24 protein-coding genes and 1 tRNA gene are annotated in these 23,595 nt (G+C 33.5%); 8 read left to right on the forward strand and 17 right to left on the reverse strand.

Annotated features, from left to right (window positions below):
* Window positions 1-11: 11 nt before the first annotated feature.
* Together ACXAFS_RS02080 and ACXAFS_RS02085 are read right to left on the reverse strand one after the other, a co-directional pair.
* Window positions 12-830: a toxin-antitoxin system YwqK family antitoxin gene (locus tag ACXAFS_RS02080; protein WP_475304976.1), complete on the reverse strand. Its 819-nt coding sequence runs from the start codon at window positions 828-830 to the stop codon at window positions 12-14.
* Window positions 790-1,392, reverse strand: coding sequence for a carboxymuconolactone decarboxylase family protein (locus ACXAFS_RS02085; RefSeq protein WP_475304977.1), 603 nt, complete (start codon window positions 1,390-1,392; stop codon window positions 790-792). The genes ACXAFS_RS02080 and ACXAFS_RS02085 overlap by 41 nt, the downstream gene beginning before the upstream one ends.
* Window positions 1,393-1,458: 66 nt before the next feature.
* Between ACXAFS_RS02085 and ACXAFS_RS02090 the strand changes: the two genes are divergently transcribed.
* Genes ACXAFS_RS02090 through ACXAFS_RS02100 form a run of 3 tightly spaced genes read left to right on the forward strand, consistent with a single transcriptional unit; the run spans window position 1,459 to window position 4,872 of the window.
* Entirely contained in the window at window positions 1,459-1,896 is a 438-nt protein-coding gene (locus ACXAFS_RS02090) for an OsmC family protein (protein ID WP_475304978.1), read from the forward strand.
* A gap of 6 nt (window positions 1,897-1,902) precedes the next feature.
* Window positions 1,903-3,594, forward strand: coding sequence for a single-stranded-DNA-specific exonuclease RecJ (gene recJ / locus ACXAFS_RS02095; protein ID WP_475304979.1), 1,692 nt, complete (start codon window positions 1,903-1,905; stop codon window positions 3,592-3,594).
* A gap of 3 nt (window positions 3,595-3,597) precedes the next feature.
* Window positions 3,598-4,872, forward strand: a complete 1,275-nt coding sequence (locus tag ACXAFS_RS02100; RefSeq protein ID WP_475304980.1) for an MFS transporter — start codon at window positions 3,598-3,600, stop codon at window positions 4,870-4,872.
* On the opposite strand, the gene ACXAFS_RS02105 is transcribed toward ACXAFS_RS02100, so the two are convergent.
* From ACXAFS_RS02105 to ACXAFS_RS02130, 6 genes are all read right to left on the reverse strand, one after another.
* The gene (locus ACXAFS_RS02105) at window positions 4,869-5,639 is read right to left on the reverse strand and encodes a UDP-2,3-diacylglucosamine diphosphatase (RefSeq protein WP_475305908.1); all 771 of its coding nucleotides are present in this window, start codon (window positions 5,637-5,639) and stop codon (window positions 4,869-4,871) included. The two genes, ACXAFS_RS02100 and ACXAFS_RS02105, sit on opposite strands and share 4 nt — an antisense overlap.
* A 64-nt stretch (window positions 5,640-5,703) precedes the next feature.
* On the reverse strand, window positions 5,704-6,156 hold the full coding sequence (locus tag ACXAFS_RS02110) for a 6-pyruvoyl trahydropterin synthase family protein (RefSeq protein WP_475304981.1): 453 nt from the start codon (window positions 6,154-6,156) through the stop codon (window positions 5,704-5,706).
* Window positions 6,157-6,254: 98 nt separating this feature from the next.
* On the reverse strand, window positions 6,255-6,413 hold the full coding sequence (locus ACXAFS_RS02115; RefSeq protein WP_475304982.1) for a hypothetical protein: 159 nt from the start codon (window positions 6,411-6,413) through the stop codon (window positions 6,255-6,257).
* Entirely contained in the window at window positions 6,406-6,582 is a 177-nt protein-coding gene (locus ACXAFS_RS02120) for a hypothetical protein (RefSeq protein WP_475304983.1), read from the reverse strand. The genes ACXAFS_RS02115 and ACXAFS_RS02120 overlap by 8 nt, the downstream gene beginning before the upstream one ends.
* A gap of 40 nt (window positions 6,583-6,622) precedes the next feature.
* On the reverse strand, window positions 6,623-7,960 hold the full coding sequence (locus ACXAFS_RS02125; RefSeq protein WP_475304984.1) for an MATE family efflux transporter: 1,338 nt from the start codon (window positions 7,958-7,960) through the stop codon (window positions 6,623-6,625).
* Entirely contained in the window at window positions 7,957-8,457 is a 501-nt protein-coding gene (locus ACXAFS_RS02130; protein ID WP_475304985.1) for a GNAT family N-acetyltransferase, read from the reverse strand. The genes ACXAFS_RS02125 and ACXAFS_RS02130 overlap by 4 nt, the downstream gene beginning before the upstream one ends.
* A gap of 36 nt (window positions 8,458-8,493) precedes the next feature.
* Here ACXAFS_RS02130 and ACXAFS_RS02135 point away from each other — a divergent pair, with 36 nt between their 5' ends.
* A complete protein-coding gene (locus tag ACXAFS_RS02135; protein WP_475304987.1) occupies window positions 8,494-9,291 on the forward strand; it encodes a universal stress protein in 798 nt (265 codons plus the stop codon).
* A gap of 3 nt (window positions 9,292-9,294) precedes the next feature.
* A tRNA-Ala gene (locus ACXAFS_RS02140) sits at window positions 9,295-9,368 on the forward strand.
* 53 nt (window positions 9,369-9,421) lie between these two features.
* On the opposite strand, the gene ACXAFS_RS02145 is transcribed toward ACXAFS_RS02140, so the two are convergent.
* The 5 genes from ACXAFS_RS02145 to ACXAFS_RS02165 form a co-directional block, all read right to left on the reverse strand.
* Window positions 9,422-9,637 carry a YgaP family membrane protein gene (locus ACXAFS_RS02145; RefSeq protein WP_475304988.1) on the reverse strand — a complete coding sequence of 72 codons (216 nt, stop codon included), beginning with the start codon at window positions 9,635-9,637 and terminating at the stop codon, window positions 9,422-9,424.
* A 71-nt stretch (window positions 9,638-9,708) separates the two neighbouring features.
* Entirely contained in the window at window positions 9,709-10,329 is a 621-nt protein-coding gene (locus ACXAFS_RS02150; protein ID WP_475304989.1) for a Crp/Fnr family transcriptional regulator, read from the reverse strand.
* A gap of 26 nt (window positions 10,330-10,355) precedes the next feature.
* A complete protein-coding gene (locus ACXAFS_RS02155; RefSeq protein ID WP_475304991.1) occupies window positions 10,356-12,860 on the reverse strand; it encodes a TonB-dependent receptor in 2,505 nt (834 codons plus the stop codon).
* Window positions 12,847-13,749, reverse strand: coding sequence for a FecR family protein (locus ACXAFS_RS02160; RefSeq protein WP_475304992.1), 903 nt, complete (start codon window positions 13,747-13,749; stop codon window positions 12,847-12,849). Before ACXAFS_RS02160 ends, ACXAFS_RS02155 begins: the two co-directional genes overlap by 14 nt.
* 49 nt (window positions 13,750-13,798) lie before the next feature.
* Window positions 13,799-14,323, reverse strand: a complete 525-nt coding sequence (locus ACXAFS_RS02165; protein ID WP_475304993.1) for an RNA polymerase sigma factor — start codon at window positions 14,321-14,323, stop codon at window positions 13,799-13,801.
* A 165-nt stretch (window positions 14,324-14,488) separates the two neighbouring features.
* Here ACXAFS_RS02165 and ACXAFS_RS02170 point away from each other — a divergent pair, with 165 nt between their 5' ends.
* The 3 genes from ACXAFS_RS02170 to ACXAFS_RS02180 are packed head-to-tail and all read left to right on the forward strand — an operon-like array spanning window position 14,489 to window position 17,069.
* Window positions 14,489-14,755 carry a hypothetical protein gene (locus ACXAFS_RS02170; protein ID WP_475304994.1) on the forward strand — a complete coding sequence of 89 codons (267 nt, stop codon included), beginning with the start codon at window positions 14,489-14,491 and terminating at the stop codon, window positions 14,753-14,755.
* Between the two features lie 17 nt (window positions 14,756-14,772).
* The gene (locus ACXAFS_RS02175) at window positions 14,773-16,560 is read left to right on the forward strand and encodes a hypothetical protein (RefSeq protein WP_475304996.1); all 1,788 of its coding nucleotides are present in this window, start codon (window positions 14,773-14,775) and stop codon (window positions 16,558-16,560) included.
* A 26-nt stretch (window positions 16,561-16,586) separates the two neighbouring features.
* Window positions 16,587-17,069, forward strand: coding sequence for a hypothetical protein (locus ACXAFS_RS02180; protein WP_475304997.1), 483 nt, complete (start codon window positions 16,587-16,589; stop codon window positions 17,067-17,069).
* 106 nt (window positions 17,070-17,175) lie between these two features.
* Here ACXAFS_RS02180 and ACXAFS_RS02185 read toward each other — a convergent pair whose 3' ends face one another.
* From ACXAFS_RS02185 to kbl, 4 genes are all read right to left on the reverse strand, one after another.
* Window positions 17,176-18,015: an alpha/beta hydrolase family protein gene (locus ACXAFS_RS02185; protein WP_475304998.1), complete on the reverse strand. Its 840-nt coding sequence runs from the start codon at window positions 18,013-18,015 to the stop codon at window positions 17,176-17,178.
* Window positions 18,015-20,777, reverse strand: a complete 2,763-nt coding sequence (locus tag ACXAFS_RS02190; protein WP_475305000.1) for a PD-(D/E)XK nuclease family protein — start codon at window positions 20,775-20,777, stop codon at window positions 18,015-18,017. Before ACXAFS_RS02190 ends, ACXAFS_RS02185 begins: the two co-directional genes overlap by 1 nt.
* A gap of 64 nt (window positions 20,778-20,841) precedes the next feature.
* Entirely contained in the window at window positions 20,842-22,239 is a 1,398-nt protein-coding gene (locus tag ACXAFS_RS02195) for an OmpA family protein (protein WP_475305001.1), read from the reverse strand.
* A 124-nt stretch (window positions 22,240-22,363) separates the two neighbouring features.
* Entirely contained in the window at window positions 22,364-23,557 is a 1,194-nt protein-coding gene (gene kbl / locus ACXAFS_RS02200; protein ID WP_475305002.1) for a glycine C-acetyltransferase, read from the reverse strand.
* Window positions 23,558-23,595: the final 38 nt, after the last annotated feature.

A 23,595-nucleotide genomic window follows, 5' to 3' on the forward strand; every position in this document is an offset into this window, starting at 1 on the left:
GAAAACGTCTTTTAGTTAAACAACTTAGAATATTGGGAGGCTTCAACAGGATTGGACTGTACATTAACACGCTTTATTTCCTTACCGTCATCGTTAAGCTCTACTATAAAAAGGCTATCGCGTTCTTCAATTTTTCTTAAGTATGCTTTGGTGCTTCCGTCTTCGTTAAAAAATTTTATGGTTTTATAATCATCGTAATTAGAGGATACCATTTCAGAGTATAATTTCCCGTCTTTGAGACGTTGAGTAATGGTTCGGCTATTTTTTATAAAAGATTGTGATACTATATGACCAAGCATATTGTAATAAAGCGTTTCTACCTTTTGACCGTTTTCATATTTTATTTCAGACTCTACTTTTCCGGTATCAAAATACGTAAATTGACTATCTACTAAAACACCATTTTTATACATGCTTTTTTTGGTCAGGTTTCCTAAAGGGTCATACATTAACTCCTCACCGTTCAGTTTCCCATTAGCATATTTTGAAAAAGAGAAAATCTCACCATTTTCATGAAATACAATATAGTCTCCATTCAATAAGCCTTTTTTACATTCAAACTCTTCCCATTTTTTAGTTTCATCACCTACAACATAGTAGCCATCCATAAGCTTTGTGGTTTCAGTTAAGCGATAATAATCTAAACCGTTGTAACTGTCTACTAAGTAGGAATTACGTTCAATAAAAGTAAAGGAATCATCTTTTGAGGTTTCCTTTTCTGACTTACAGCCAAATAATATGAGGCCTAGAGTTATAAGAAGACTATACTTTTTTAGTAACATAATTTTTTTAGTATTTGGTTCCATCATGCTTTCCTTTCTCCCAACCATGTTTACCTAAGTATTGGTTCGCACTCTCTACAGCACCAGTTTCAATATCTGTACCCATAGAGTCGTTCCAACGGTTTAGATACCCAAATAACGAAATTACTCCAAGCATTTCTACAATTTCACCTTCATCCCAATGTTGGTATAAGCGTTCTTTTATTTCAGCAGTAACCGCATTAGGTACCAAAGAAGCCGCTAAACTAAAATCTAAAGCTGCTCTCTCCGCCTCATTAAAAGCAGGATGCGTTCTGTACTCCCATATATTATCTAATTGCTCTTGCTCGGCACCATAACGCTCTGCGGCTCTTATAGCATGTGCCTGGCAATATCGGCAACCAGTAGCATTACTGCTAACCCAAGCAATCATTCGTTTTAAGGCTGAAGTTACACGACCTTCGTTTGCCATTACGGCTTTATTCAAATTAATAAAAGCCTTGCTAATGGCTGGTCTGCGTTGCATTGTTAAGACCGAATTAGGACAAAACCCTAGTGTTTCATTAAAGAATTCTGCTAATTCTTTGGTTTCTAAATCGTGTTCTGGAGATAACGGAGTTACTAATGCCATAGTTATTTTTTTAGTGGTATTTTTGAATGTACAAGATAGCAGTTCTAAAAATTAAAGTAAAGAAAAATGGCACATAAAATAGTAACACATTGGCAAGGAGGATTAACATTTGAATCGGACAACCCTAGTGGAAAAACCGTAAAAATGGATACAGATATTAAAGGGCAAACAGAACGCTATGGATTGTCTCCTAAGGCTATGATGTTGTCATCTTTAGCTGGTTGCTCTGGTTTAGATGTGATTTCCATTTTAAATAAAATGAACGAAAAGATAGATGATTTCAAGATTGAAGTTTCAGGTGAATTAACCGAAGAACACCCTAAATATTATCATACTGTGCAGGTTGATTATCATTTTTATGGCTCAGATTTAAATAAGAAAAAGTGTGAACGCGCCGTAAATCTTTCAGTCGACAAATATTGTGGTGTTATGGAAATGTTTAGGCGGTTTGCTAAAGTAAATACTGAAATTATTTACCACATAGGAACTAAGCATAATATGTAATCTTGTATGCGTTGGACCTTAAAACCTAAACCAGATGCTTCAAAAGTTGAAGCTTTAAAAACTGCGCTTCAGGTTGATGATATTGTGGCGACTTTATTGTTGCAACGTGGCATCGAAACCTTTGAAGATGCTAAGACGTTTTTTAGACCAAGTTTTGATGATTTTCACAATCCATTCTTAATGAAAGATATGGACAAGGCTGTTGCGCGCATAGAGAAAGCCGTTGCTGAAGGAGAAAACATCTTGGTTTATGGAGATTATGATGTGGATGGTACTACGTCTGTAGCATTAATGTCCTCATATTTAAAAACCAGAACGGCTAATGTAGCTACATATATTCCAGATCGCTACGAAGAAGGTTACGGAGTATCTTACCAAGGTATCGATTTTGCACATGATAACGACTTTACGCTTATTATAGCTCTAGATTGTGGAATAAAAGCAATTGAAAAAGTAGCTTATGCCAAAGAAAAAGGCATTGATTTTATTATTTGCGATCATCACAGACCAGGAAGTGAAATACCAGATGCAGTTGCGGTTTTAGATCCTAAGCGAGAAGATTGTGAGTATCCTTTTAAAGAACTTTGTGGTTGTGGTGTTGGCTTTAAGTTAATTACTGCTTTAGCTTCAAAACAAGGGCAAACCGTAGAAGATTTAACCGAATATCTCGATTTGGTAGCCACAGCAATTGGTGCAGATATTGTACCTATTGTTGGCGAAAATAGAGCACTTGCTTATTTCGGTTTACAGGTTATAAATACTAATCCAAGACCAGGAATAAAAGCAATTATTGTGGAAGTAAAGAAGGATGAATTATCTATTATCGATGTGGTTTTTATTGTAGCACCACGTATTAATGCAGCAGGCCGAATGAAACATGGTAACCATGCTGTAACCTTATTAACCGAAACCGATTTTAATCTTGTGGCTAGTTATGCTGTAGATATCGATCAGTTTAATACAGATCGAAAGGAAACGGACAGACTTATAACCGAAGAAGCCTTACTTCAAATTGAAAATAATAAAGAGCAAGACCGATTTACAACCGTTGTTTATGACAAAAACTGGCACAAAGGTGTCATTGGTATTGTTGCTTCTAGACTAACCGAAACATACTACAGACCAACATTGGTATTTACAAAAAGTGGTGAAAAATTAGCCGCTTCAGCACGATCGGTTAAAGGATTTGATGTGTATAATGCCTTGGAAGCGTGTTCGGAATTTATAGAACAGTTTGGTGGTCATAAATATGCCGCAGGTTTAACATTGTTGCCAGAAAATTATGAAGCGTTTAAAGCTAAATTTGAAGCTGTTGTAAAAGACACTATAGACCAAAAGCTGTTAATACCAGAATTGAAGGTGGATTTGCAGATAGAACTTAGTCAGATAGATCATAAACTTTATAGAATTGTTCGCCAGTTTGCGCCATTTGGACCAGGAAATATGACGCCAGTTTTTATGACACAAGGTGTACAAGATACTGGTTGGGGAAAATGTGTTGGCGAAGATGATAAGCACTTGCGTTTTACTGCAAAGCAAGCTGATAGTAATCCTATAGTCTGCATAGGTTTTGGATTGGGAGATAAACTAGATATTATTAAAAATAGAAATACTTTTGATGCAGCTTACACTATTGATGAAAATCATTGGAATGGTAGTGTAAGCTTGCAATTAAAATTAAAAGATATAAAAGCATAACTCTTGGCAAAAACAGATCCATATGCAGCACTCCGCTTTAAGGAGTTTAATATATTTTTATTAGTAAGATTTGCCTTGGTATTTGGTTGGTCCATGCAATTTGTTGTTATAGAATGGCAGGTGTATTCTTTAACGAATGATGAGTTAAGTTTGGGAATCATAGGGCTTTGCGAATTTTTACCAGCGTTCTTTCTGGCACCTTTTGCTGGTCATATTGTAGATCGAAAGGAAAAACGCAATCTTTTTACACTATGCATAGCACTATTCTCATTAATTAGTTTTGGCTTGTTTTGGTTGACTTCAGAACAAATCGAAGCAAGTTGGAGTACTAAAAGCATCTTAATTGGTATTTATAGTTTGGTGTTTTTTGGAGGTGTTTTAAGAGCGTTTTTCGGACCAACTATTTTTTCGTTAATCGCCTTAATAGTGCCGAAGTCAGCCTATCCAAATGCAGCAACATGGAGCAGTAGTACCTGGAAAGGAGCAAGTGTGTTTGGTGCGTTATGCGGTGGATTCTTAATAGCTTGGATAGGTGTACACTATACCTTAGGGATTATTTTTGGTTTGGTAATGTTAGCATTGATATTGGTTTTTAGAATTAGTAAAAAGCCAATTTTAAACAAAGCAACAAACGAATCTATAAAAGAAAGTCTTAAATCTGGAATTAAATTTGTCTTTAACGATAAGGTTATTTTAGGAGCATTAACTCTAGATATGGTCGCTGTACTTTTTGGTGGAGCGGTAGCTATTTTTGCGGTATTTGCTAAAGATGTTTTAGACGCAGGACCAAGAGGTTTTGGTATTTTAAATGCTGCCTTATCATCAGGAAGTATTATAACTATGGTAGCTACAACTTATATTCCAATCACAAAAAACACAGGAAAAAAACTATTAGTAGCTGTATTTGGTTTTGGTGTATTTATGATAATTTTTGGTGCTTCAAAACTACTATGGCTTAGTGTTGTTGCCTTGTTCTTTTCTGGTGTGTTTGATGGTATTTCTATGGTGGTTCGTCAAACCATTCTTCAGCTTAAAACTCCAGATCATATGAGAGGTCGAGTAGGTGCTGTAAACTCCATGTTTGTTGGGTCTTCTAATGAGCTAGGTGCTGTAGAGAGCGGTATTGCAGCACGTATTTTTGGTGCGCCTTTGGCGGTTGTTTTAGGAGGTACTGTAACCCTTTTAACAGTTGTTATAATGAGCTTAAAAAATAAACCACTGAGAGAGCTCGATTTACAAGAAGATATCGAAGAGAAATTCGATGAAGTAAAGTCTTAGTATTCCTTTAATTCAAATGTAGAGCCATCAAAAACTCCGTAGGTGTAATATTGAATCCAATCACCAAGGTTTATATATTTTGAATTAGCATTAAGCTGAATGTCTAACGGCAAGTGTCTGTGCCCAAAAATAAAATAGTCGCTATGCTTTTCTTCAAGTTTACGTTTACAATAGGTTACTAACCATTCATTATCTTCTCCAAGAAACTTAGCGTCATCATCACCTGAAATCAATTTGTTTTTTACAGATAAGTATTGGGCTATTCTCACGCCAATATCTGGATGTAACCATCTAAATAACCATTTAAAAAATGGATTGGTAAAGACTTTTTTCATGCGTTTATAGCCTTTATCACCAGGACCCAAACCATCTCCATGACCAATAAAAAACGTACTTTGACTATGCTCAGTATCCATTTTAAATGTAAATTCTTGAGGTTTGTGAAACACAGGAATATTAAGTTCGTCTTCAAAATAACCGTTCATCCATAAATCATGATTACCAACAAAATAATAAATCGGAATTCCAGAATCTGTGATTTCGGCTAATTTGCCGAGTGTTCTGGTAAATCCTTTTGGCACTACAGTTTTATATTCAAACCAAAAATCGAATAAATCTCCCATTAAGAAAATGGCCGCAGCATCATCTTTTACTTGATCTAGCCAACTTATAAACTTCTTCTCCCTAGGACGAGAAGCCTCACTTGTAGGAGCACCAAGATGATTGTCTGAGGCAAAATATATTTTTTTGCCTTTAGGGATTTTTATTTGAAATTTACTTTCAGTCATAATTATGAGACCTTTCGACTGCGCTCAAGGTGACATTTCAAATTTATTCATTATCAGAAGCAAACCATTCTGCAAAGCTGGTTGCTGTCTCTTGAAGTTTTAAGGAATGTAACTTTATATTATTTGGTAATCGTTTTTTTATTTTTTCGGCAAAATCAATGACCATCATTTCGCTAGTTGGCTGATAATCTACAAGTAACACATTATGTCCTCTGCTCTCTAACTCTCTAGCTAATTCTACATGTGGTGTGTTTTTATTAAACACTGTAGCGTGGTCAAAAACATCTACAATTTCATCTTTTACAATCTTTTTTAAATCTCCAAAATCAATAACCATCCCAAACTTAACATTGGTATTGTCAGAAATAGGCGTGCCGATAACTGTTACATCTAACCTATAACTATGTCCATGCACATTTTTGCATTTGCCATCATAACCATAAAGGGCATGACCTGTTTCAAAAGAGAATTGTTTTGTGATACGTATATTTTTCATTATCTACGTTTACGGTTATAGAAATAAGCGACAATTAATACAATGGCCAGTATTAAAAACAATCCATTTCCACCTAAAAATTGAAGTACATCCATATTTTATTTTTTTGATTTCTTTTTTACAATCTTAATGATAAGGAATATTATAGCTCCAATTATAGCAAAAGGAAACAACAAACCCAATATATAACCAATATCAAATCCGGTTTCATAAGCTTGACTATTCTGTAAAGTAGTTGCTATAAGTAAACTAATCATTATTCATTCTTTTTTTATTGTATCTATAGACAGCATATGCAATAATCACTAAAATTATAAAAGGCAACATTGACCCTATAAATACACCAATACCATAGTTGTCATCTGGTGCGTTCTTTAGCTTTTCTTCAATATTAACTTCTTGTAGAAGCGATACTAATAAGTTCATAAATACTAGCGTAGAGTTTCCTAATGATTATTGTTCAAATTTAAGTGTTTTGGATTAGTGTATTGAAAGTTTTTCTAAATTTTATAATTAGTGGGAGCCCTCTTGCTATAATCCAAAGCGTGAAGGCTATAAAAATACCATGAAGTTTATAATCTAAAGCATCAGTAGTAAAAATAACAGGAATAAATACTAGAAGCGTTGAAAATAACAATACGTTTCTTAGGTATTCCATCTTTCCTAAACCTTTAAAAACTCCATCAAATATAAAGGCAAGCGCACACAAAGGCTGCATAACAAGAATCAACCAAAACACCTTACTAAATTCTTCTAACACAGCTTTATCATCCGTAAAAATAGAACCAATCGGATAATAGAAAATGGCACCAACTAAGCCAATAACTACACCAACTACAACACCATACTTTATAAGTTTATTACTAAGGTCTATAAGTGTTTTATAGTCTTTAGCACCATATAATTTACCTGATAATATGTTTCCGGCACTTGCATAACCATCAATAAGAAAAGCGCCTAAAAACCAAAGATTAATGGCTATGGTATAAGCCGCAATATAAGTGGTGCCGTATTTTGTGGCAAAGCTAGTTCCAAAATATAAAGCCACATTAAGTGCAATAGTTCTAATAAACAAGTTGGCAATCATTAAAATAAAGCGGTTAATCTCTTTGTTAAAAGGAAATTTAACCAACAAAGGAATATCTGTCTTTTTAAGTATGTAATAAACAGAGAGAAGTGCCATTATTACTTGTGCAAAGACACTTGCATAAGCAGCTCCTTTAATATGCATAGCAGGAATAAACCCTTCGATACCATAAACCAAAACAACATCCAAAACAATATTGGCTACTGCACCAGCAATAGCAATAAGCATTGGGTAAAATGTGTTTTGCAAGCCTCTAAATGTACCAAATACAGCAATAGTAAAGAGTGTAAACGGAAAACCAAACACACGTATATGGTAATAGTCTACACTGTAGGTTAATATTAAATCTGAGGCATTATAGAGTTTAAAAATTTGTGAAGCTAAAGGATAGGTAATAGCAATAATTATTAAGCTAAGCGATGTAATGATAAACATAGCTTGTGCAGGTAGGTTTTTTACTTCGCTTAATTGATCTGCGCCTAAGTATTGGGAAACAATAGATGAAATTGCGCTTCGCGTTTGTCCTAAAACCCAAATGAGCATGGATAAAAATGTGGTAACGATACCTACAGCTGCTAAAGATTCTGTGGCATTTAAGTCCATATTACCAATAATTGCAGCATCAGTTAAAGATAAAATAGGCTCAGAAATACCAGAGATTAATGCTGGTATAGCAAGTTTATTGATGTGTTTTAAAGTAATTTTTGTTGTGCTCAAAGGACTAATTCGTAACAGTGAAAAGGATATTCGCTTTGCTTAGGAAAGTAAATATCTCCCAATCGTTTATAGCCGCGAAGTTCGTAAAACTTTTGGTTTCTTGTGTTCTGAGAAAAGGTATCTAATCTTATAGAACTATAGTTGTTTTCAATAGCGTATTGCTCTGCAAAATTCATGAGTTGCTGCGCAAAGCCTTTACCTTGTATAGAAGGATGAATAGCCAAACGATGAATGTAAAGATTGCTACAGTTTTTTGTTAGCCATTTTACAGATTTATATTCTTCATCCATAAAAGTTGAAATAACAATTGTACCTCTTATTTCAGAATCTAATTCTAAAACATAGAGCTCGTCTCTTTCAACATCATTAGTAAAAGCAGAAGCGTTTGGGTAATGTTCGTTCCATTGATAAATACCATTGGCAATCATGGTTTTTGCACAGGCTTTTGTTAATTCCATAATCGATTCTATATCTTCAATCTTCCCTTTTCTAATCATTTTTAAATTGTACTTTTGTTTTAAAGAATTATAAATATGAAAACGATTTTAGTTCCTGTTGGGTCTTCAAAAAACGCGAAATCGCATTTACAATATGCCGTTGATTTTGCTAAAGCATTTGGCGCAAAGTTATATGTGGTTCAAATATATAATGTTTACACCAAAGCAGGAACCATGATAAAAGTAGATCATATTTTAGAGCGAGAGTCTAAAGCTTTTTTAGAATCGCACGTTGCAGCAATTGACACCAAAGGTGTTGAGGTTGTTACAAAAACCTTTAAAGGCAAATTAATTGATACCATTGAGAAAGTTAGCCATGCCTTAGATGTTGATTTAATTATATTAGAACCAAGAACTAATTCTATTAAAGACGAGGTTTATCTTGGTAAAACATCTGGAAAGATTATAAAAAGAACGCAAATTCCAGCATTAATTGTTCCAGAAGGTTATGTCTACAAACCAATAGTAAAGATGTTATTGGCTTTAAAATCTGCTGTAATTAAGCGTGAAGGAGTCTTACAACCAATTCATAGTATTAAAGACCAATTTAAGGCTGTTCTTAATTTATTATTAGTGAAAACATCGTTTCATAAACCTGAAGATTTTGAGATAAATGAAGAATTAAAAGCCATGATTACCAATACAACCAAGGCAGAAAGCCCAACAACGTTTCAGGCTGTATTAGAGCATTACAAGAATCATAGTCCAGATTTGTTGTGCGTGGTAAGGCGCAAGCGAGGATTTTTCTCAAAACTTTGGGAAGATGATGTCATTTTGAAAAAAGATTTTCATAGTTCTACAATACCAGTTTTGGTGTTGAGCGGACTTAAATAATTTGGGGCATTAGCTCAGCTGGCTAGAGCGCTACGCTGGCAGCGTAGAGGTCATCGGTTCGACTCCGATATGCTCCACAAAAAACCTTGGGTTTACCTCAAGGTTTTTCTTTTTTAGAGCAAATAAATTTTTAGTTGTTCTGTTTTGAAATCGGACAGGTTTTAATTCCGAATGGTGCATATAGTGGGCAAAAACTAATTAGACTTGTTAAAACAAATACAGCTACAAGAACAAGTAATATAATGCCCAAAGTTCCTGTAATTACTTCTTTAAAGTATAGTGCCCCAACTATTGCAGCGATTATTATTCTAATAACTCTGTCTGCAGTTCCCATATTTTTTTTCATGGTGTTTTATTTTTAAAATTATACTACAAAGATTATGAACTTTAAAAAGCTGTGCAGTGACCTTGGTCACACTAAGGGTAAATTTTAATTTCGCCAGAGATTTGCTCTACCTTGCCTTCTATTTCAAGCTTTTTTAAAGTGCGAGTAATTACCTCGCGTGCTGTACCAAGCTCATTAGCCAATTGGCTGTGGCTCATTTTTACAGAAGCACTGTTAGTTAATTCTAGTTTGCCCTTTAAATGTTCATACAATCGTTTATCCATGTTATCTACCAATAGATGCCCAATGGTATTTAGTAGTTCTGAATAGCGCAGATTAAACTGATCGTAAAATAGCTCATTAAAATCTGGAAAATCTTTTAGCCAAGCAGGAAGCAACCTAACAGGAATTAATAAGATTTTAGAATCTTCTTCTACACTAGCAAATACTTTGCTTGGTGTATTTTTTAATGATGCATAAAATGTCATTACACAACTTTGGGATGGTTGAATGTAATAAAGTAAAAGCTCTTTGTCATTAAACCTAGAGTACACTTTTACTAGTCCCTCTAGAACAATTGGTAAAACTTTGACATATTGCTCGGCACGCAAAATTTCTGTACCTTTTTTAAACTCTTTTACGGTAGATTCTTCAAGTACTTTTTTTAGTAAAGGAGGTTTTAAAAAAGATAGTATGCTTATATCAAAGTCCATGTATTTGCTGTTTTTATGCAGTGTACCTAAAAATACAATCTAAACACGGCATTAGTTGTTAAACCTAAAGAAAATCTTGAAAATTTATTTACTATTTCGTCTTGGTTAACTCGGTAATAATTATTTATGGTGTTTTCTCTGTTTGAAATATTCCAGATTGATGCACCAACCTCTGACCTTAACGTTTTGCTTAATTTAAACTTATATATGGCAGAAGCATCTATTCTTAGATAGTAAGAGAGTCTATCATTATTAGCCTCGTTAAAATTAACGTCATCGTTTAATATTTCATTGCCAATTACAGGTGTTGAGGTGGGTTTTCCGGTTCTGTAATTTAGTCCTGCAGAGACATTCCAAGATTTATTACTAAATGTTGTACCTAAGGTTACGGAGTGTGTAATGTCAAAATTACTCGGAAACTCAACATCTTCTAAAGCATCAAAGGTATAAGTATTATTAATGTAGGAATAACTTAACCAACTGTTAAAGCGACCTAATCTTTTACGGCACAAAACCTCAAGCCCGTAAGCATTATAGTTTCCTCTCTCTTTTCTAAATTCGTATTTGGTTGTAAAGCTTTGGCTTTGGGTTGTAATACCATCTACTGTTTTGTAATATCCTTTAACGTCTAATAACCAGCCATTGTTTTTATACATTATACCTAAAGATGCTTGCTTACTTTGTAAAATAGGAATGCTGTCATTATCTGTTAACTGCCAACGCCTTTTTTCTATACCTAAAAAATCGTTTTGGAAATTAACAATTTGTGATGTGCTTTGATGTTTAAACTCGCCCTGAGCTTCAATTTCAATATGTTCTCCAAGAGATTTTCTAAGGCTTAGTCTAGGCTCTAAGATCCATTTTTCAAATCGTGTTAAGTAGTTAGCTCTAATACCTCCTCTTACAGAAAAATCATTCTCTACGTTACTGTATAAAACTTGTGCAAAACAACTATGTTCTCTTAATATTTCTTCGTCTCGTCTAACAAATCGAGGTAAATCGATATCGTTTAAGTTAATTACCTCCGTTTCTGTAAATTGATACCCTAAATTAAAACGCCATTGGTTTAGTTTATAGAGGTTGTTTAATTGCAAGCTTGTTTCAGATACTACATTTTCTTGTAATTGCAACTGGTTGCTTAGCACATCTGCATTTAGTGCTTCAAGCTTATATTCACTATCATATATGTTTACTGTTGAGGTAAATTTTTTATTCCAAAGCTTTTTGTAGTTTAATCCTACCGCAAAACTGTTTTGAGAAACACTACTTCGCCTAGTTCTTGATGTTCCATTAATGTCAGCAGTTTCATTAAATCCTAAATCATTATTTATTAGAATAAAATTTAGCCTTACAAAGTCTTTATCTGTAGGTTGATACAGCCACCTTAAAGAAGCATCATAAAAGTTGAAATTTTGCTTAGAATTAACAACATTAGATGCGTTAGTCTGTGCTTCTGTATCTTGGGTTACCCTATCGAAATAAACATTATAAGTTGGTGTACGTACAAAGTCGTCTAAAGACTTTCTTGATGCAATTTGAAGCGATGATTTGTTGCCAATTGGGATATTTGAAAAAATCTCTGCATTTAAAAAATTAACTCCAAAAACACCATTGAATTTAGGGTCTAATTGTTGGTCTGTTTGCATATGAATTGTACCAGAAACACCATCTGTTAATGACACATCCGAACCGTTATTAATAACAGTTGCTGCTTGTGTCATTAGAGGGTTAAAGCTAGAAATAAGACCAAAAAAATGCCCAGTTTGATACATCTTAATATCGTCCCAAAGTATAAGGTTTTGATCATGAGAACCACCTCTAATATTAATATTAGACACGGTTTCATCAACACTTAAAATACTAGGTAGTGCTTGTACGGTTTGTAGCACATCAGATTCTATAAGTCCTGGTAAAAGACTAAACCTTTTATAATCTATTGTTGTAGACCAATCTTGCCTCTTATCTATACCTCTTACAAGGTAAGTTTCTATAAGTACTGGTGAGATTGCTTCATGTTGTACAAGCATTGTAATTATATCACAGTCTTGTAGGTTAAAATATTTGGCTTGGCGCTCAATAGTTTTAAAACCAACATGTCTTATTGTTATTAATTCACCTTTAGATTTTAATTCAATTTCAAAATAACCTTTTTCGTCTGTTACAGCGTAAGTAAACTTACTGTTTATTGTAGCTCCAAAAAGCGATTGTTGCGATTCGGAATTTTTAATAAATCCGCATAGTCTTATGGCTCTAGAAATGGTGTAAACGAGGTTGCTTACTTTTTCGAAAACCAATCCTGTTTGCTTTTCGAGATTCTTAATCTTTTCTGATAGGGTTAAATCTTTAGCAAAGGGTTTTACAACAATACCTTGTAAAAGGCTACTCTCATAATTAAAAGAGATGTTGTGTGCTTTTGTAATTTGCTCTAAAACTATAGAAACAGCTACTTTTTTCTCCAGGTCTTGCCCTTGAGTTTTAAAGATGGCAATAAAGCACAGGAATAGAAATATGTATATTTTAGTTTTGCCCATTCCTTATTAAGACCTCATTATTGTTTAGGATTATATAGGTCAAATTAAGGGGTTTTGTAATAGATTTTAGGGCGTTTTCAAGATTATCATGTTCAAAAACACCTGTAAATTTCATGTTTAATTCAGATGGATATTTCACTTCAATCTTATAATGTTTTTTAAGTTCTTTAATTACATCATCAAAAGAGACATTTTCAAAAACACTCATATTTTTAAGCCAATAAGGCTCTGCAATTACAATATTGGATTTTATTCCTTTTCCTGAGGTTAAAACAAACTCTGTACCAGCAGGTAATTTTACACTGCTGTTATTATACATTACTTGCACTAAACCTTCGTAGCAAGATACTTTAAAGACACTGTCTCTAGAAAGTATATTAAACTCTGTACCAAGAACACTGACTTTTCCAAATTTTGTGTTTACATCAAATTTTTTACCTTTTTCTACATCAAAAAAGGCCTCTCCTTTTAGTTCTAAAGCCCTATTATTATCCCAATTAGAGCTAATATATTGTAACTCGGACAACTCATTTAAATTAACTATTGAGTTATCAGGCAAGGTTATAGTTTCGTTTTGAGCTAAATCTGTTTTAAACGTACTTAGATTTTCGTTGTTAAACACAGTAAATAAAGCAAATCCTAAGATTAGTGCGGCGGCAAAACCTGAAACTAGTTTTACCCAGTTAATGGAGGTGCTTTTTTTGGAAGCCAATTTTTTATCTAGAGAAGTAAATGGTTCTACCTCGGCATTAATATTGCCATTAAAACGCTGAGCTTCCTCTACAATTTCTTTATAAAGTTTAGCATCTTCTAATGAGTTAAAATCCTTTAGCTCTGTATCGGACAGGCTATTGTTTAACCACTTTTTTATTAATTGCTCTTTGTCCATAACATATCGTTGTATTATTAAAACAACCTAACTTCCAATTATCCCATAATTATTTTCTGTTTAACTCTTCGAGTTGACTTTTAAGAGCATTTAAAGCCGCATATATTCTGTGTTCTGCCACTTTTTTTGTAATGCCTAAAATCTCAGCAACTTCTTTGTGTGTTTTACCATCTACCTTATTTAATAGAAAGGCAACGCGCTCTTCTTCTTTTAATTGAGACAAAACCCGTTCAAACCGTTTTAGAAATTCTTTTTTGCGTAATATAAATTCTGGTGACTCGTTTGTATAGTCTTTTGGTTTTACCTGTTTGTATTTTAATACTACTTTTTGGTGCTTTACTTCATTTAGCATCATGTTATTTGCAGTGGTGTATAAGTAAGATTTGGCAGCTTCTGGTTTTATTTTTGCACAGTTTTCCCACAATTTAACAAATGCCTCTTGTACTTTATCAGACGGGTTTAAAAGCTCTCCATATTTATAAAACAAAATATTACTCAACGTTTGCGCATACTTTTCATAAAGTTTTGAAAACCGAATCTTATCGCAGATATCTTTATAAATAGATTTTGACACTAATTAAAATTTTATCTAAAACTATGTAATTTTTTTTAATCTCTTTTGGGATAATACTTTTTACAGTTGTTTCAATAATATATAGCTTAACTTTTTTAAGACAGCCTCATTATGCAAGTTTCACAAGCCAATAAAACTACAAAGCTTATTAAGTCTATCACCTCAATGAAAAATGAAGAATTATTTCAGTATAAACAAAAGATAAATAATTTAGAAAAGTTATTAGAGCAAGACTATAGTTTAATAAACCTGTATAAATATAGACAAGCAAATAAAAGATTTAATAACTTAAAGGCCACTTTACATAACCTAAAACAATTAGAATTAAGCATAAGTGAAAAAAAAATGATTTTTTCTTGGGACAATTTTTTTATGGGTTGTTTTAATAATAAAGAGGCAGATAAAAGCCATTCAAAAAACGAACTTTTTTAAAACAAAACATTTTAACTATGAAAACATTAAAACTAACCTTGCTGCTTGTTCTAGGATTGTTATTTATGATGACTTCTTGTAGAACAGAAGACGATTTGTCAATTGACCCACCTGTTGAGGAAACTATTGAAGCTAACTCAACTGTAGCTAATTTAATGAGCCGAACAGCGTTTAACGATGGCTCTAACGATAACATTATAGATAGCGCAAGTTGCTTAAGCGTTCAACTTCCGGTTACAGTTACCGTTAATGGTATTGAACTCGAAATAAACGATGAAGACGGTTATGAAGATATAGAAGATATTATCGATTTATTTGATGACGATATAGACTCTGTAGTTATATCTTTCCCTATAACAGTAATACTTGCCGATTTTACAACTGTTGTTGTTAATTCTGACGAAGAACTTGCTGCCCTAACCGCAAATTGTGCGGGTGATAATGAAGATGACGATGATATAGAATGTATAGACTTTCAGTATCCTATAACAGCATCTATATACAATGAAAATAATGACTTAATCAATTCAATAAGTATCAACAATGATAATGATATGTATGATTTTATTGAAGATTTAGATGAATACGCTGCAGTAACTATAAACTTTCCTATAACAGTAATTTTTGCAGATGGTAGTACCCAAACGATTAATAGTATTCAAGAGTTGGAAAACGCAATAGAAATGGCAGATGATACCTGTGATGAAGATGATGATAACGACTTTGATGATGATGACTGTGACAACTGTACCACAAACGATTTAGATTCGGTTTTTGCAGATTGTTTAGAATGGACTGTAGATAAATTAGAACGTAACGATAATGATCTTGAAGATAACTATGTAGGTTACGTATTTCAGTTTAACAACGACGGATCTATATTGGTAACACAAGGTGCAAATACATATAACGGAACATGGGAAGCCTCAGGTACAGGTAACAATATTTCTGTAACAATTGATATAACAGGATTACCAGATTTTAATGATACCTGGAATTTACATGAAATTGAACAAGAAGATGACGATGAGACCGAAGTAGATTTAAGATTAGGAGATGATAGGTTAAGGTTTGAAAGCGATTGCCAATCTAGTGGTAATGTTAATGACACGGCATTGGTTAATGCTCTTACAAATGGAGACTGGTATATAACCTATTTCTTTGATGATACAGACGAAACAGCCGATTTTGCCGATTATGTTTTTAACTTCTCATCAGATAATACGGCAACTGCAACAGATATGAGTGCAACAACTAATGGTACATGGTCTACAACTTCTGGTGATAACACAGAGTTAGGATTAAATCTAAATTTTGGCACAACCATACCATTAGAAGAATTAGCAGATGATTGGGACGTTCTAGAAGTAACAAATGAAATTATTAGGTTAAAAGATATAAGTGGAGGTGATGGATCTGAAGACTTCTTAACTTTTGAACGCAATCCTTTTGATGGTGGAAGCGGAAATGATGATTTAGAAGGTATTCTTACAGAAGGATTATGGATAGTTGCTTCTTATACAGAAGATGCAGATGACCAAACCGCAAATTATTCGGGTTATGAATTAGACTTTAATATAGATGGTACAGTTTTTGCTTCAAATGGGTCTAACACAAATAACGGAACGTGGTCTGTGTTTAGCTCAGGCAATCAAATGACATTAAACTTTGGTACAGCATCTCCTTTTGAAGAGTTTAATGATGATGATTGGGATGTTATATCTTCATCAGACACTGAGGTAGTACTTCAGGATGTTAGTGGAGGCGGAGGTGGAACCGACACTTTAACCCTTCAAAAAATATAATTCAAAAACATTTTAAATTAATAATTATGAAAAAAGTATTTAATCTTGGTTTTTTGCTAATGTTGAGTTTAACATTAATGTCTTCAATGTGTTCTACAGACGATGATAATGGTAGTACAGATAATAGCCAACAAATAGCACAGGTAGAGAGTAATGTTCAAACAGGCACATGGAGAATTACAAATTTTGTAGACTCTGGGCAAAATGAAACTTCAGATTTTAACGGTTACAATTTTACGTTTAACGCTAATGGATCTCTAGTTACCACAAATGGATCAAATACTGTAACAGGAACTTGGTCTGTTACGGATGATAGTAATAGCAACGACGATAGCAGTAGTGATGATGATATAGACTTTAATATCTTCTTTCCGGTGCCGGAAAGTAATGATTTTGAAGATTTAAATGACGATTGGGACATAGTAACATCATCTTCTACACGTATTGAACTGATTGATATTAGTGGTGGTAACGGAGGTACAGATATGTTAACATTTGAAAAAAACTAGTAAGTTTTTTTAAGAAATCGCTAGCCTTTAAAAAAGGTTTATTGTAAGAAAAGAGCCAGCCATATTAATTCTATGGCTGGCTCTTGTTTTATGAGTTAAATTACGTTTAAGACAAAAACTCTATAATAGTATTGGTAACATTTAATAGCTCTGGTGAAAGTTTGTTGTTTTCCCATGGATGGCATACATTAAACACATGATCTGCAGTATCGATGATTTTTAACTGACTATTTGGGTTCCATTTATGCAAAGCATAAGCCTCATCTATTTTAACAGAAGTGTCATTAGATCCATGAATGATTAAATGTGGTATCAGTAATCGTTTTTCTGCAGTTTCTATATCTAATCGCTTTTCATTGGCTTTAAAGTCTTCGTAAAATTGATAATAATGAGGCATTTGTTGTTTTGTTCTACCATTAACAACATATTTTACACCATTTGCTTTCCATTCTTCTAAATTACCAATTGTAGCTGTACGTTTAGCAAAGTCGCATACACTTGCCAAGGTGATTAAACTATCTATTCTATTGTCTTCTGAAGCTTTTAGTATTACAATGCCTCCTCCACGACTATGGCCAAGTAAAGTTATTTTGTTTGTATTTATATTTTCGTGGTCTTTAAAATGGTGTTTAACCCAATTTATTACGTCATTAAGGTCGTCTAGTTCCTTAGTATAATTATTGTGCCCAAAAGCTTCTAAATCTGGAAAATCTATAGGATCTTCCATTGTGCCTCCATTGTGCGAAAAATTAAATTTCACGAAGCAAACTCCCGCTTCTGCAATAGATTTTGCCATAATATTCCATGCTCCCCAATCTTTAAAACCTTTGTATCCATGACAAAAAATTATTATGGGCTGATTAGAGTTTTTTTCAGAATAAAAAGTGTCAATTAGTATTGGTTTTTTATCTGTTCTGTATAGTATTTTATTCTTCTCTATTTGCATTAGTCTAGTTCCTTTTCTATAAAATCTACGTTTGGATTACATATTTCTGAAATGAGTTTATGCAGTTCGGTCTCGAAACTTTTTAGGGTGTCTTCGGTTATTAATTGAATTTTCTTTTGACTTCGAGTAGATTCTTTTACACCAAATCTTAGGAAGCCTGAATTTAAGTTTTTAAAAGAAATGATACCAGCTTCAATTGGTAATTCAATTTTATTTCTTTTATACATCATATATGCATAACACAATACCTGAAAAGATTTGCTGTACTTGTTATAATCTGTTGTGAGGTCTTCCCAATCAACGATTTCGACTTTGCTTTGGTCTACTTTGCCAGATTTATAATCTATAACACGTGTTACTCCATTAAATTGATCTATTCTGTCAACTTTACCAGTTAATTTTACAGAATCGCTAAAGCCTTCAATATTTAACTCTACTTTTTCATCGGTTTCTATAGCCAATATTTTAATTTGGTTACCTGCTTTTAGTTGTTCAATTTCAGAATTTATAAAGTTAGAAATGTAGCGTTGGGCAATTTCAAAAATGATGAGGTTTTTTCCAGAGCTAAAATCTCCGTCTTTATACAAGTGCTTAAAATGTTGCGTAACAGTTTCATTTATTTGCATTTTAAAGCCTTCGAGGTTATCAATAGTAAGCAACTTGCCTTCAAGGGGTTTGTAGAAATCCTCTAATGTATTATGTATTACAGAGCCTAAGGTGTTAGCGGCAATGTTCTCTTCTACCTCTTCAAACTCTTTAATACCAAGTATTTTTTCATAATAAAAATCTATAGGATTTCTAATATAATTGGTTAGTGACGAAGGAGAGAAGCCCTTGTTAGAGATAGCTTTTAGTCTGTTAAGCACATCATCTGTTTTTGTGATCTGTTTTAGTTTTTTTTCAACTATTGGAACATCTGGAGCTGCAATGCTATGTTTTATTTTGTGGATGCCTTCTACTTCTATTTGGGTTATAAATCTACTTTTTTCACCACCTTTTAGCGTGTCAACTTCTGTATTGTATAAGATATACACATTTTTTGCATGTTGTATTAATCTATAAAAGTGATAGGTGTAAACAGCATCCTTTTCTTTATAGGTTGGCAGTTTGTTTTGAAGTTTAACATCAAAAGGTATAAAAGAGTTGTTCGTTTTACCAGAAGGCAATATACCTTCATTTACAGAGCTAATTATAACGGTTTCAAAGTCTAGAACACGAGATTCTAACATTCCCATTATTTGAAGCCCTTCTAGCGGTTCCCCTTTAAAGTCTAAAGTTTCTGTTTGTAAAAGATCATTATAGACACGATATAAACTATCTATAGAGTTTAAGTAATGATAGTTGTTGTTGAGTTCAGTTAATTGATTAAACAAGGAATGAAATCTGTATAAATATTCGAGCTCTAAACCTTTATCGTCTCTGTCATTGCTGAAATTGTTTTTGATTAAGTATATTAACTCTGAACAGTAATTTAAAGCCGTTTTTGGATTGTTTCCCCAAGATTTAAACATTAAATCTAATATTCCATGAACATCTTTATGGGAAATCTTTTTAAGCTCTTCCAATGTAATGTATACCAGATTGTTTTTTTGAATATATATGGATATATCACTTAGGTTGTCACCTTGTTCTGTTTCAAATAAACTGTAAATAGAAGAATGAGATATAAGGTCTATTACCTCTCTAAAATAGTATTTATCTGTGCTTTTTTTATGAATGGAAAACAAAATATCAAACAACGAAGCTAAGGGAATAAACTTAAGTGGTAGTCCCATTGTGACGTTAATTTTATTAATCTGCTTAGGTATAGTATTTAAAACAGGAATTAATAAATTTTCTTCTCCCAGAACGACCGCAGTATTTTTTATATCGTTATTCTCTAAACCGATTTTTTCTAAAATTTGCCCAATATACTTTGCTTGCCCTACCAATTTAGATACACCAATGACATGAACACTTTTCTTTTCACTGTAATTAGAAGTTATCCAATTAAAAGGGTTTGTTTTAAAGAAATTCCATTTAGCTTTATGTTGCCTAATAAATAAGCCAGCATCATGCATATCATCTTCTAAATAAATATTGTCAACATCCCAATATATATGGGCTACGCCATTCTGTAATAAACCTTGAATAATAATAGATTCGCAGGTATTAAGAGCATTAAACCCTAAAAAAACATGCTTTTTGTTATAATTACTTTCTATATATACCTCTAGATTCTCCACAGCCTCTCTGTAAACCAAGCCTTGATAGCCATATTTTTCATTAAGTAGCTTGTCTGTGAAAACCCGGTAATAGTTTTTAAGCTGCCGCCAAAATTTTAAATAAGACTTTACTAGATTAGTTGGTTCTGTTTCTAAAGACCAATGATCTAATTCTTTAACAGCAAGAAGATAGTCAAAAATAGCATCTTGATTTCCACGATACCGATCTATTTCATTAAAGTCTTGTATTAGTATTTGTGCCCAACTTGAAAAAGCTTCGAATGGTTCCCGACTCTCTTTTGGTGTAACTTTTGCGTAAGCACTATATAGTTGGAATAGAGTATCTGTATTAGACAAACTTTTTAAACCTGACATTTCCTCAACAAATTCTTCAATACTTAGAATATGAGGCGAAAAAATGGGGCGATCGATTATTTTAGAAAGATGATGTTTTAAAAAAACACCTGCACGTTTACTGGGAAGAATAAAATATAGTTCATCTAAATTATTGCCCTTATCTTGGAGGTCTAATAGTACAGATTTAATAAAACTACTCATTATATAAAAATAAAAAACGCTCCGAACTTCGGAGCGTTTTTTAAATATATTTTAGAGTGTTTGATTAGTTTTTCAACTTAACTTCTACACGTCTGTTTTCTTTTCTTCCAGCTCTAGTACTGTTACTAGCGATAGGACTATCTTCTCCATAACCAGCAGCTGTTAATCTAGCAGCACTGATACCATTAGCGATTAAGTAATCTCTAACTGCATTAGCTCTTCTTTCAGATAAAGCTTGGTTAGTTTTCTTAGAACCTACACTATCAGTATGACCTTCGATAGCGAAGTCTGCTTGTGGATATTGCTTAAAAATAGCTACCATTGCTTGTAATACTTGGTCTGTTTCTTTCTTGAAAGATGCTTTACCAGTATCGAATAAGATCGTTCTAGCGTAAGAGTTTAAAGTTTCCATAACTTCTTCAGTTGGCTTAACTTCTGGACAACCATTGTTAGCAGCTACACCAGCTTCGTTAGGACACTTATCGTCTTTATCTAATATACCGTCACCATCAGTATCTGGCCAAGGGCAACCATTGTTTGCAGCAGGACCAGCTTCGTTAGGACAGTTATCATCACCATCAGCAACACCATCACCATCAGCATCTGGACAACCCATTAAAGATTTTAAACCAGCAACAGAAGGACACTTATCGTCTTTGTCCATTACACCGTCACCATCAGAATCAGGGCAACCGTTAAACTCAGCTAAACCAGCCGTGTTAGGACAATCGTCCTTTGAATCCTGGATTCCATCGTTATCTGAGTCCGGGCAACCATTAAAGATTTCTAAACCAGCTTCTTCAGGACAAGCATCATCTTGGTCATAAATACCGTCACCATCTGTATCAACACCACCAAACTTCAATACTAAACCAACTGAATGTTGAAAATGCTTTGGTAGGTAATCCTCAAAAGCATGTTTGTAAGTAGAGTTTACATCAATACCAATTTTTTCTGAGAACCAATATCTTAAACCTAAAGAACCATTTAAAGTACCAGCACCTATATCGTCTAACCATGTGTAACCACCACCAACTCCAAGGTATGGGTCAATAGATTTAGAGTTGATTAAATCCATAAAACTGTAAGATACTCTACCGTCTACACCATAGTATGTTAAATCATCAACGCTGTTAGTTCCAGCTTCAGAACCATCAGGATTTAAATTAGTTCCAAACTTATCGATTCTATTCAATGAACCTGTAGCAGTAAAAGTAAATCCATCGCTAAGGTATCTAGAAACAGAGATTGTTGATAATGAAGGAAATATATTCCAATGATCTGTTACATTAAAGTACTCATCAAAATAATCACCTTGAGGTGCATCCTCACCTACTGGATATGGGTCAACTGCGTTAGCACCAATTGTTACAGCCCATGGATTGTTCTTGTCTTGAGCATGTGTAGTACTAAAGCTTATAAGTAGCACCACAACAAAAAGTAATCTGCTAAGATTTTTCATATTCTAATTAATTTTAATTTTAAGTGTTAATTGTTGGCAAATGTAAGTTGTTAAATGTTATTAACAAAGACAAATATATAAAAATATTGTTACATCGCCCTAAAATAAAGAGTTTGTAACCATTTTAAATAATTTCAAGTCTTTTCCCAACCTTAATGAAGGCATTTATTGCTGTATCTAGCTGTTCTTTTGTATGTGCAGCAGATAATTGTACGCGAATTCTTGCTTTTTCTTTAGGAACCACAGGGTAAAAGAAACCGATTACATAAACACCTTCTTCTAATAACATATTGGCCATAGTTTGAGAGAGCTTAGCATCATATAACATTACAGGTACAATAGCAGAGTCTCCGTCAACGATGTCAAAACCAGCTTCTTTCATCCCTTTTTTGAAATATTTAGTATTCCATTCTACTTTATCTCTAAGTGCAGTATCGTTTTTAAGCATATCAAAAACTTTGATAGAAGCACCAACAATTGCAGGAGCTAAAGAGTTTGAAAATAAATACGGACGAGAACGCTGACGTAAAATTTCAATGATTTCTTTTTTGGCAGTTGTGTATCCTCCCATTGCACCACCTAATGCTTTACCAAGTGTTCCGGTGATAATATCAATTCTTCCCAAAACTCCTTTTTCTTCAAGTGTACCAATTCCTGTTTCACCAATAAAACCAGCAGCATGGCACTCATCAATCATTACCATGGCATCGTATTTATCTGCTAAATCACAAATCTTGTCTAAAGGAGCTACTAATCCATCCATAGAGAATACGCCATCAGTAACAATGATTTTAAAGCGTGCGCCATTTTCATTAGCAGCAATGAGCTGCTTTTCTAAGTCTGCCATATCGTTGTTTTGGTAGCGATATCTTGCAGCTTTACATAATCGTACTCCATCAATAATAGAGGCGTGATTTAAAGAGTCAGAAATAATAGCGTCTTCTGCAGTTAAAAGTGGTTCAAAGACTCCTCCGTTTGCATCAAAAGCAGCTGCGTATAAAATGGTGTCTTCGGTGCCATAAAAATCTGCTATTTTTTGTTCTAACTCTTTATGTATGTCTTGAGTACCGCAAATAAAACGAACAGATGACATTCCAAATCCATGAGTATCTAAAGTCTCTTGAGCGGCTTTTATAACTTCAGGATGAGAAGAAAGTCCTAAGTAGTTGTTTGCACAAAAGTTAAGGACTTTTTGCCCTGTGTTTAAAGTAATTTCTGCACCTTGAGGCGAAGTGATAATTCGTTCTTCTTTAAAAAGACCTGCGTCTTTAATAGCTTCAATTTCTTGTTGTAAATGAGCTTTAATATTTCCGTACATAATTTTTGTGTTAGTTGTTGCGCAAAGATACTATCTTG

It is taken from the genome of Winogradskyella sp. ABM4_392 (genome assembly GCF_056160445.1).

Bases quoted from the DNA above. Each gene is read 5' to 3' on its own strand.
- ACXAFS_RS02155 (WP_475304991.1), bottom strand. From the start codon at position 12,860: ATGGGCAAAACTAAAATATACATATTTCTATTCCTGTGCTTTATTGCC.
- ACXAFS_RS02185 (WP_475304998.1), bottom strand. From the start codon at position 18,015: ATGCAAATAGAGAAGAATAAAATACTATACAGAACAGATAAAAAACCA.
- ACXAFS_RS02130 (WP_475304985.1), bottom strand. From the start codon at position 8,457: ATGATTAGAAAAGGGAAGATTGAAGATATAGAATCGATTATGGAATTA.
- ACXAFS_RS02180 (WP_475304997.1), top strand. From the start codon at position 16,587: ATGAAAAAAGTATTTAATCTTGGTTTTTTGCTAATGTTGAGTTTAACA.
- ACXAFS_RS02195 (WP_475305001.1), bottom strand. From the start codon at position 22,239: ATGAAAAATCTTAGCAGATTACTTTTTGTTGTGGTGCTACTTATAAGC.
- ACXAFS_RS02080 (WP_475304976.1), bottom strand. From the start codon at position 830: ATGGTTGGGAGAAAGGAAAGCATGATGGAACCAAATACTAAAAAAATT.
- ACXAFS_RS02175 (WP_475304996.1), top strand. From the start codon at position 14,773: ATGAAAACATTAAAACTAACCTTGCTGCTTGTTCTAGGATTGTTATTT.
- ACXAFS_RS02150 (WP_475304989.1), bottom strand. From the start codon at position 10,329: ATGGACTTTGATATAAGCATACTATCTTTTTTAAAACCTCCTTTACTA.
- recJ (WP_475304979.1), top strand. From the start codon at position 1,903: ATGCGTTGGACCTTAAAACCTAAACCAGATGCTTCAAAAGTTGAAGCT.
- ACXAFS_RS02085 (WP_475304977.1), bottom strand. From the start codon at position 1,392: ATGGCATTAGTAACTCCGTTATCTCCAGAACACGATTTAGAAACCAAA.
- ACXAFS_RS02120 (WP_475304983.1), bottom strand. From the start codon at position 6,582: ATGAACTTATTAGTATCGCTTCTACAAGAAGTTAATATTGAAGAAAAG.
- ACXAFS_RS02145 (WP_475304988.1), bottom strand. From the start codon at position 9,637: ATGAAAAAAAATATGGGAACTGCAGACAGAGTTATTAGAATAATAATC.
- ACXAFS_RS02115 (WP_475304982.1), bottom strand. From the start codon at position 6,413: ATGATTAGTTTACTTATAGCAACTACTTTACAGAATAGTCAAGCTTAT.
- ACXAFS_RS02190 (WP_475305000.1), bottom strand. From the start codon at position 20,777: ATGAGTAGTTTTATTAAATCTGTACTATTAGACCTCCAAGATAAGGGC.
- ACXAFS_RS02110 (WP_475304981.1), bottom strand. From the start codon at position 6,156: ATGAAAAATATACGTATCACAAAACAATTCTCTTTTGAAACAGGTCAT.
- ACXAFS_RS02170 (WP_475304994.1), top strand. From the start codon at position 14,489: ATGAAAAATGAAGAATTATTTCAGTATAAACAAAAGATAAATAATTTA.
- ACXAFS_RS02090 (WP_475304978.1), top strand. From the start codon at position 1,459: ATGGCACATAAAATAGTAACACATTGGCAAGGAGGATTAACATTTGAA.
- ACXAFS_RS02135 (WP_475304987.1), top strand. From the start codon at position 8,494: ATGAAAACGATTTTAGTTCCTGTTGGGTCTTCAAAAAACGCGAAATCG.
- kbl (WP_475305002.1), bottom strand. From the start codon at position 23,557: ATGTACGGAAATATTAAAGCTCATTTACAACAAGAAATTGAAGCTATT.
- ACXAFS_RS02160 (WP_475304992.1), bottom strand. From the start codon at position 13,749: ATGGACAAAGAGCAATTAATAAAAAAGTGGTTAAACAATAGCCTGTCC.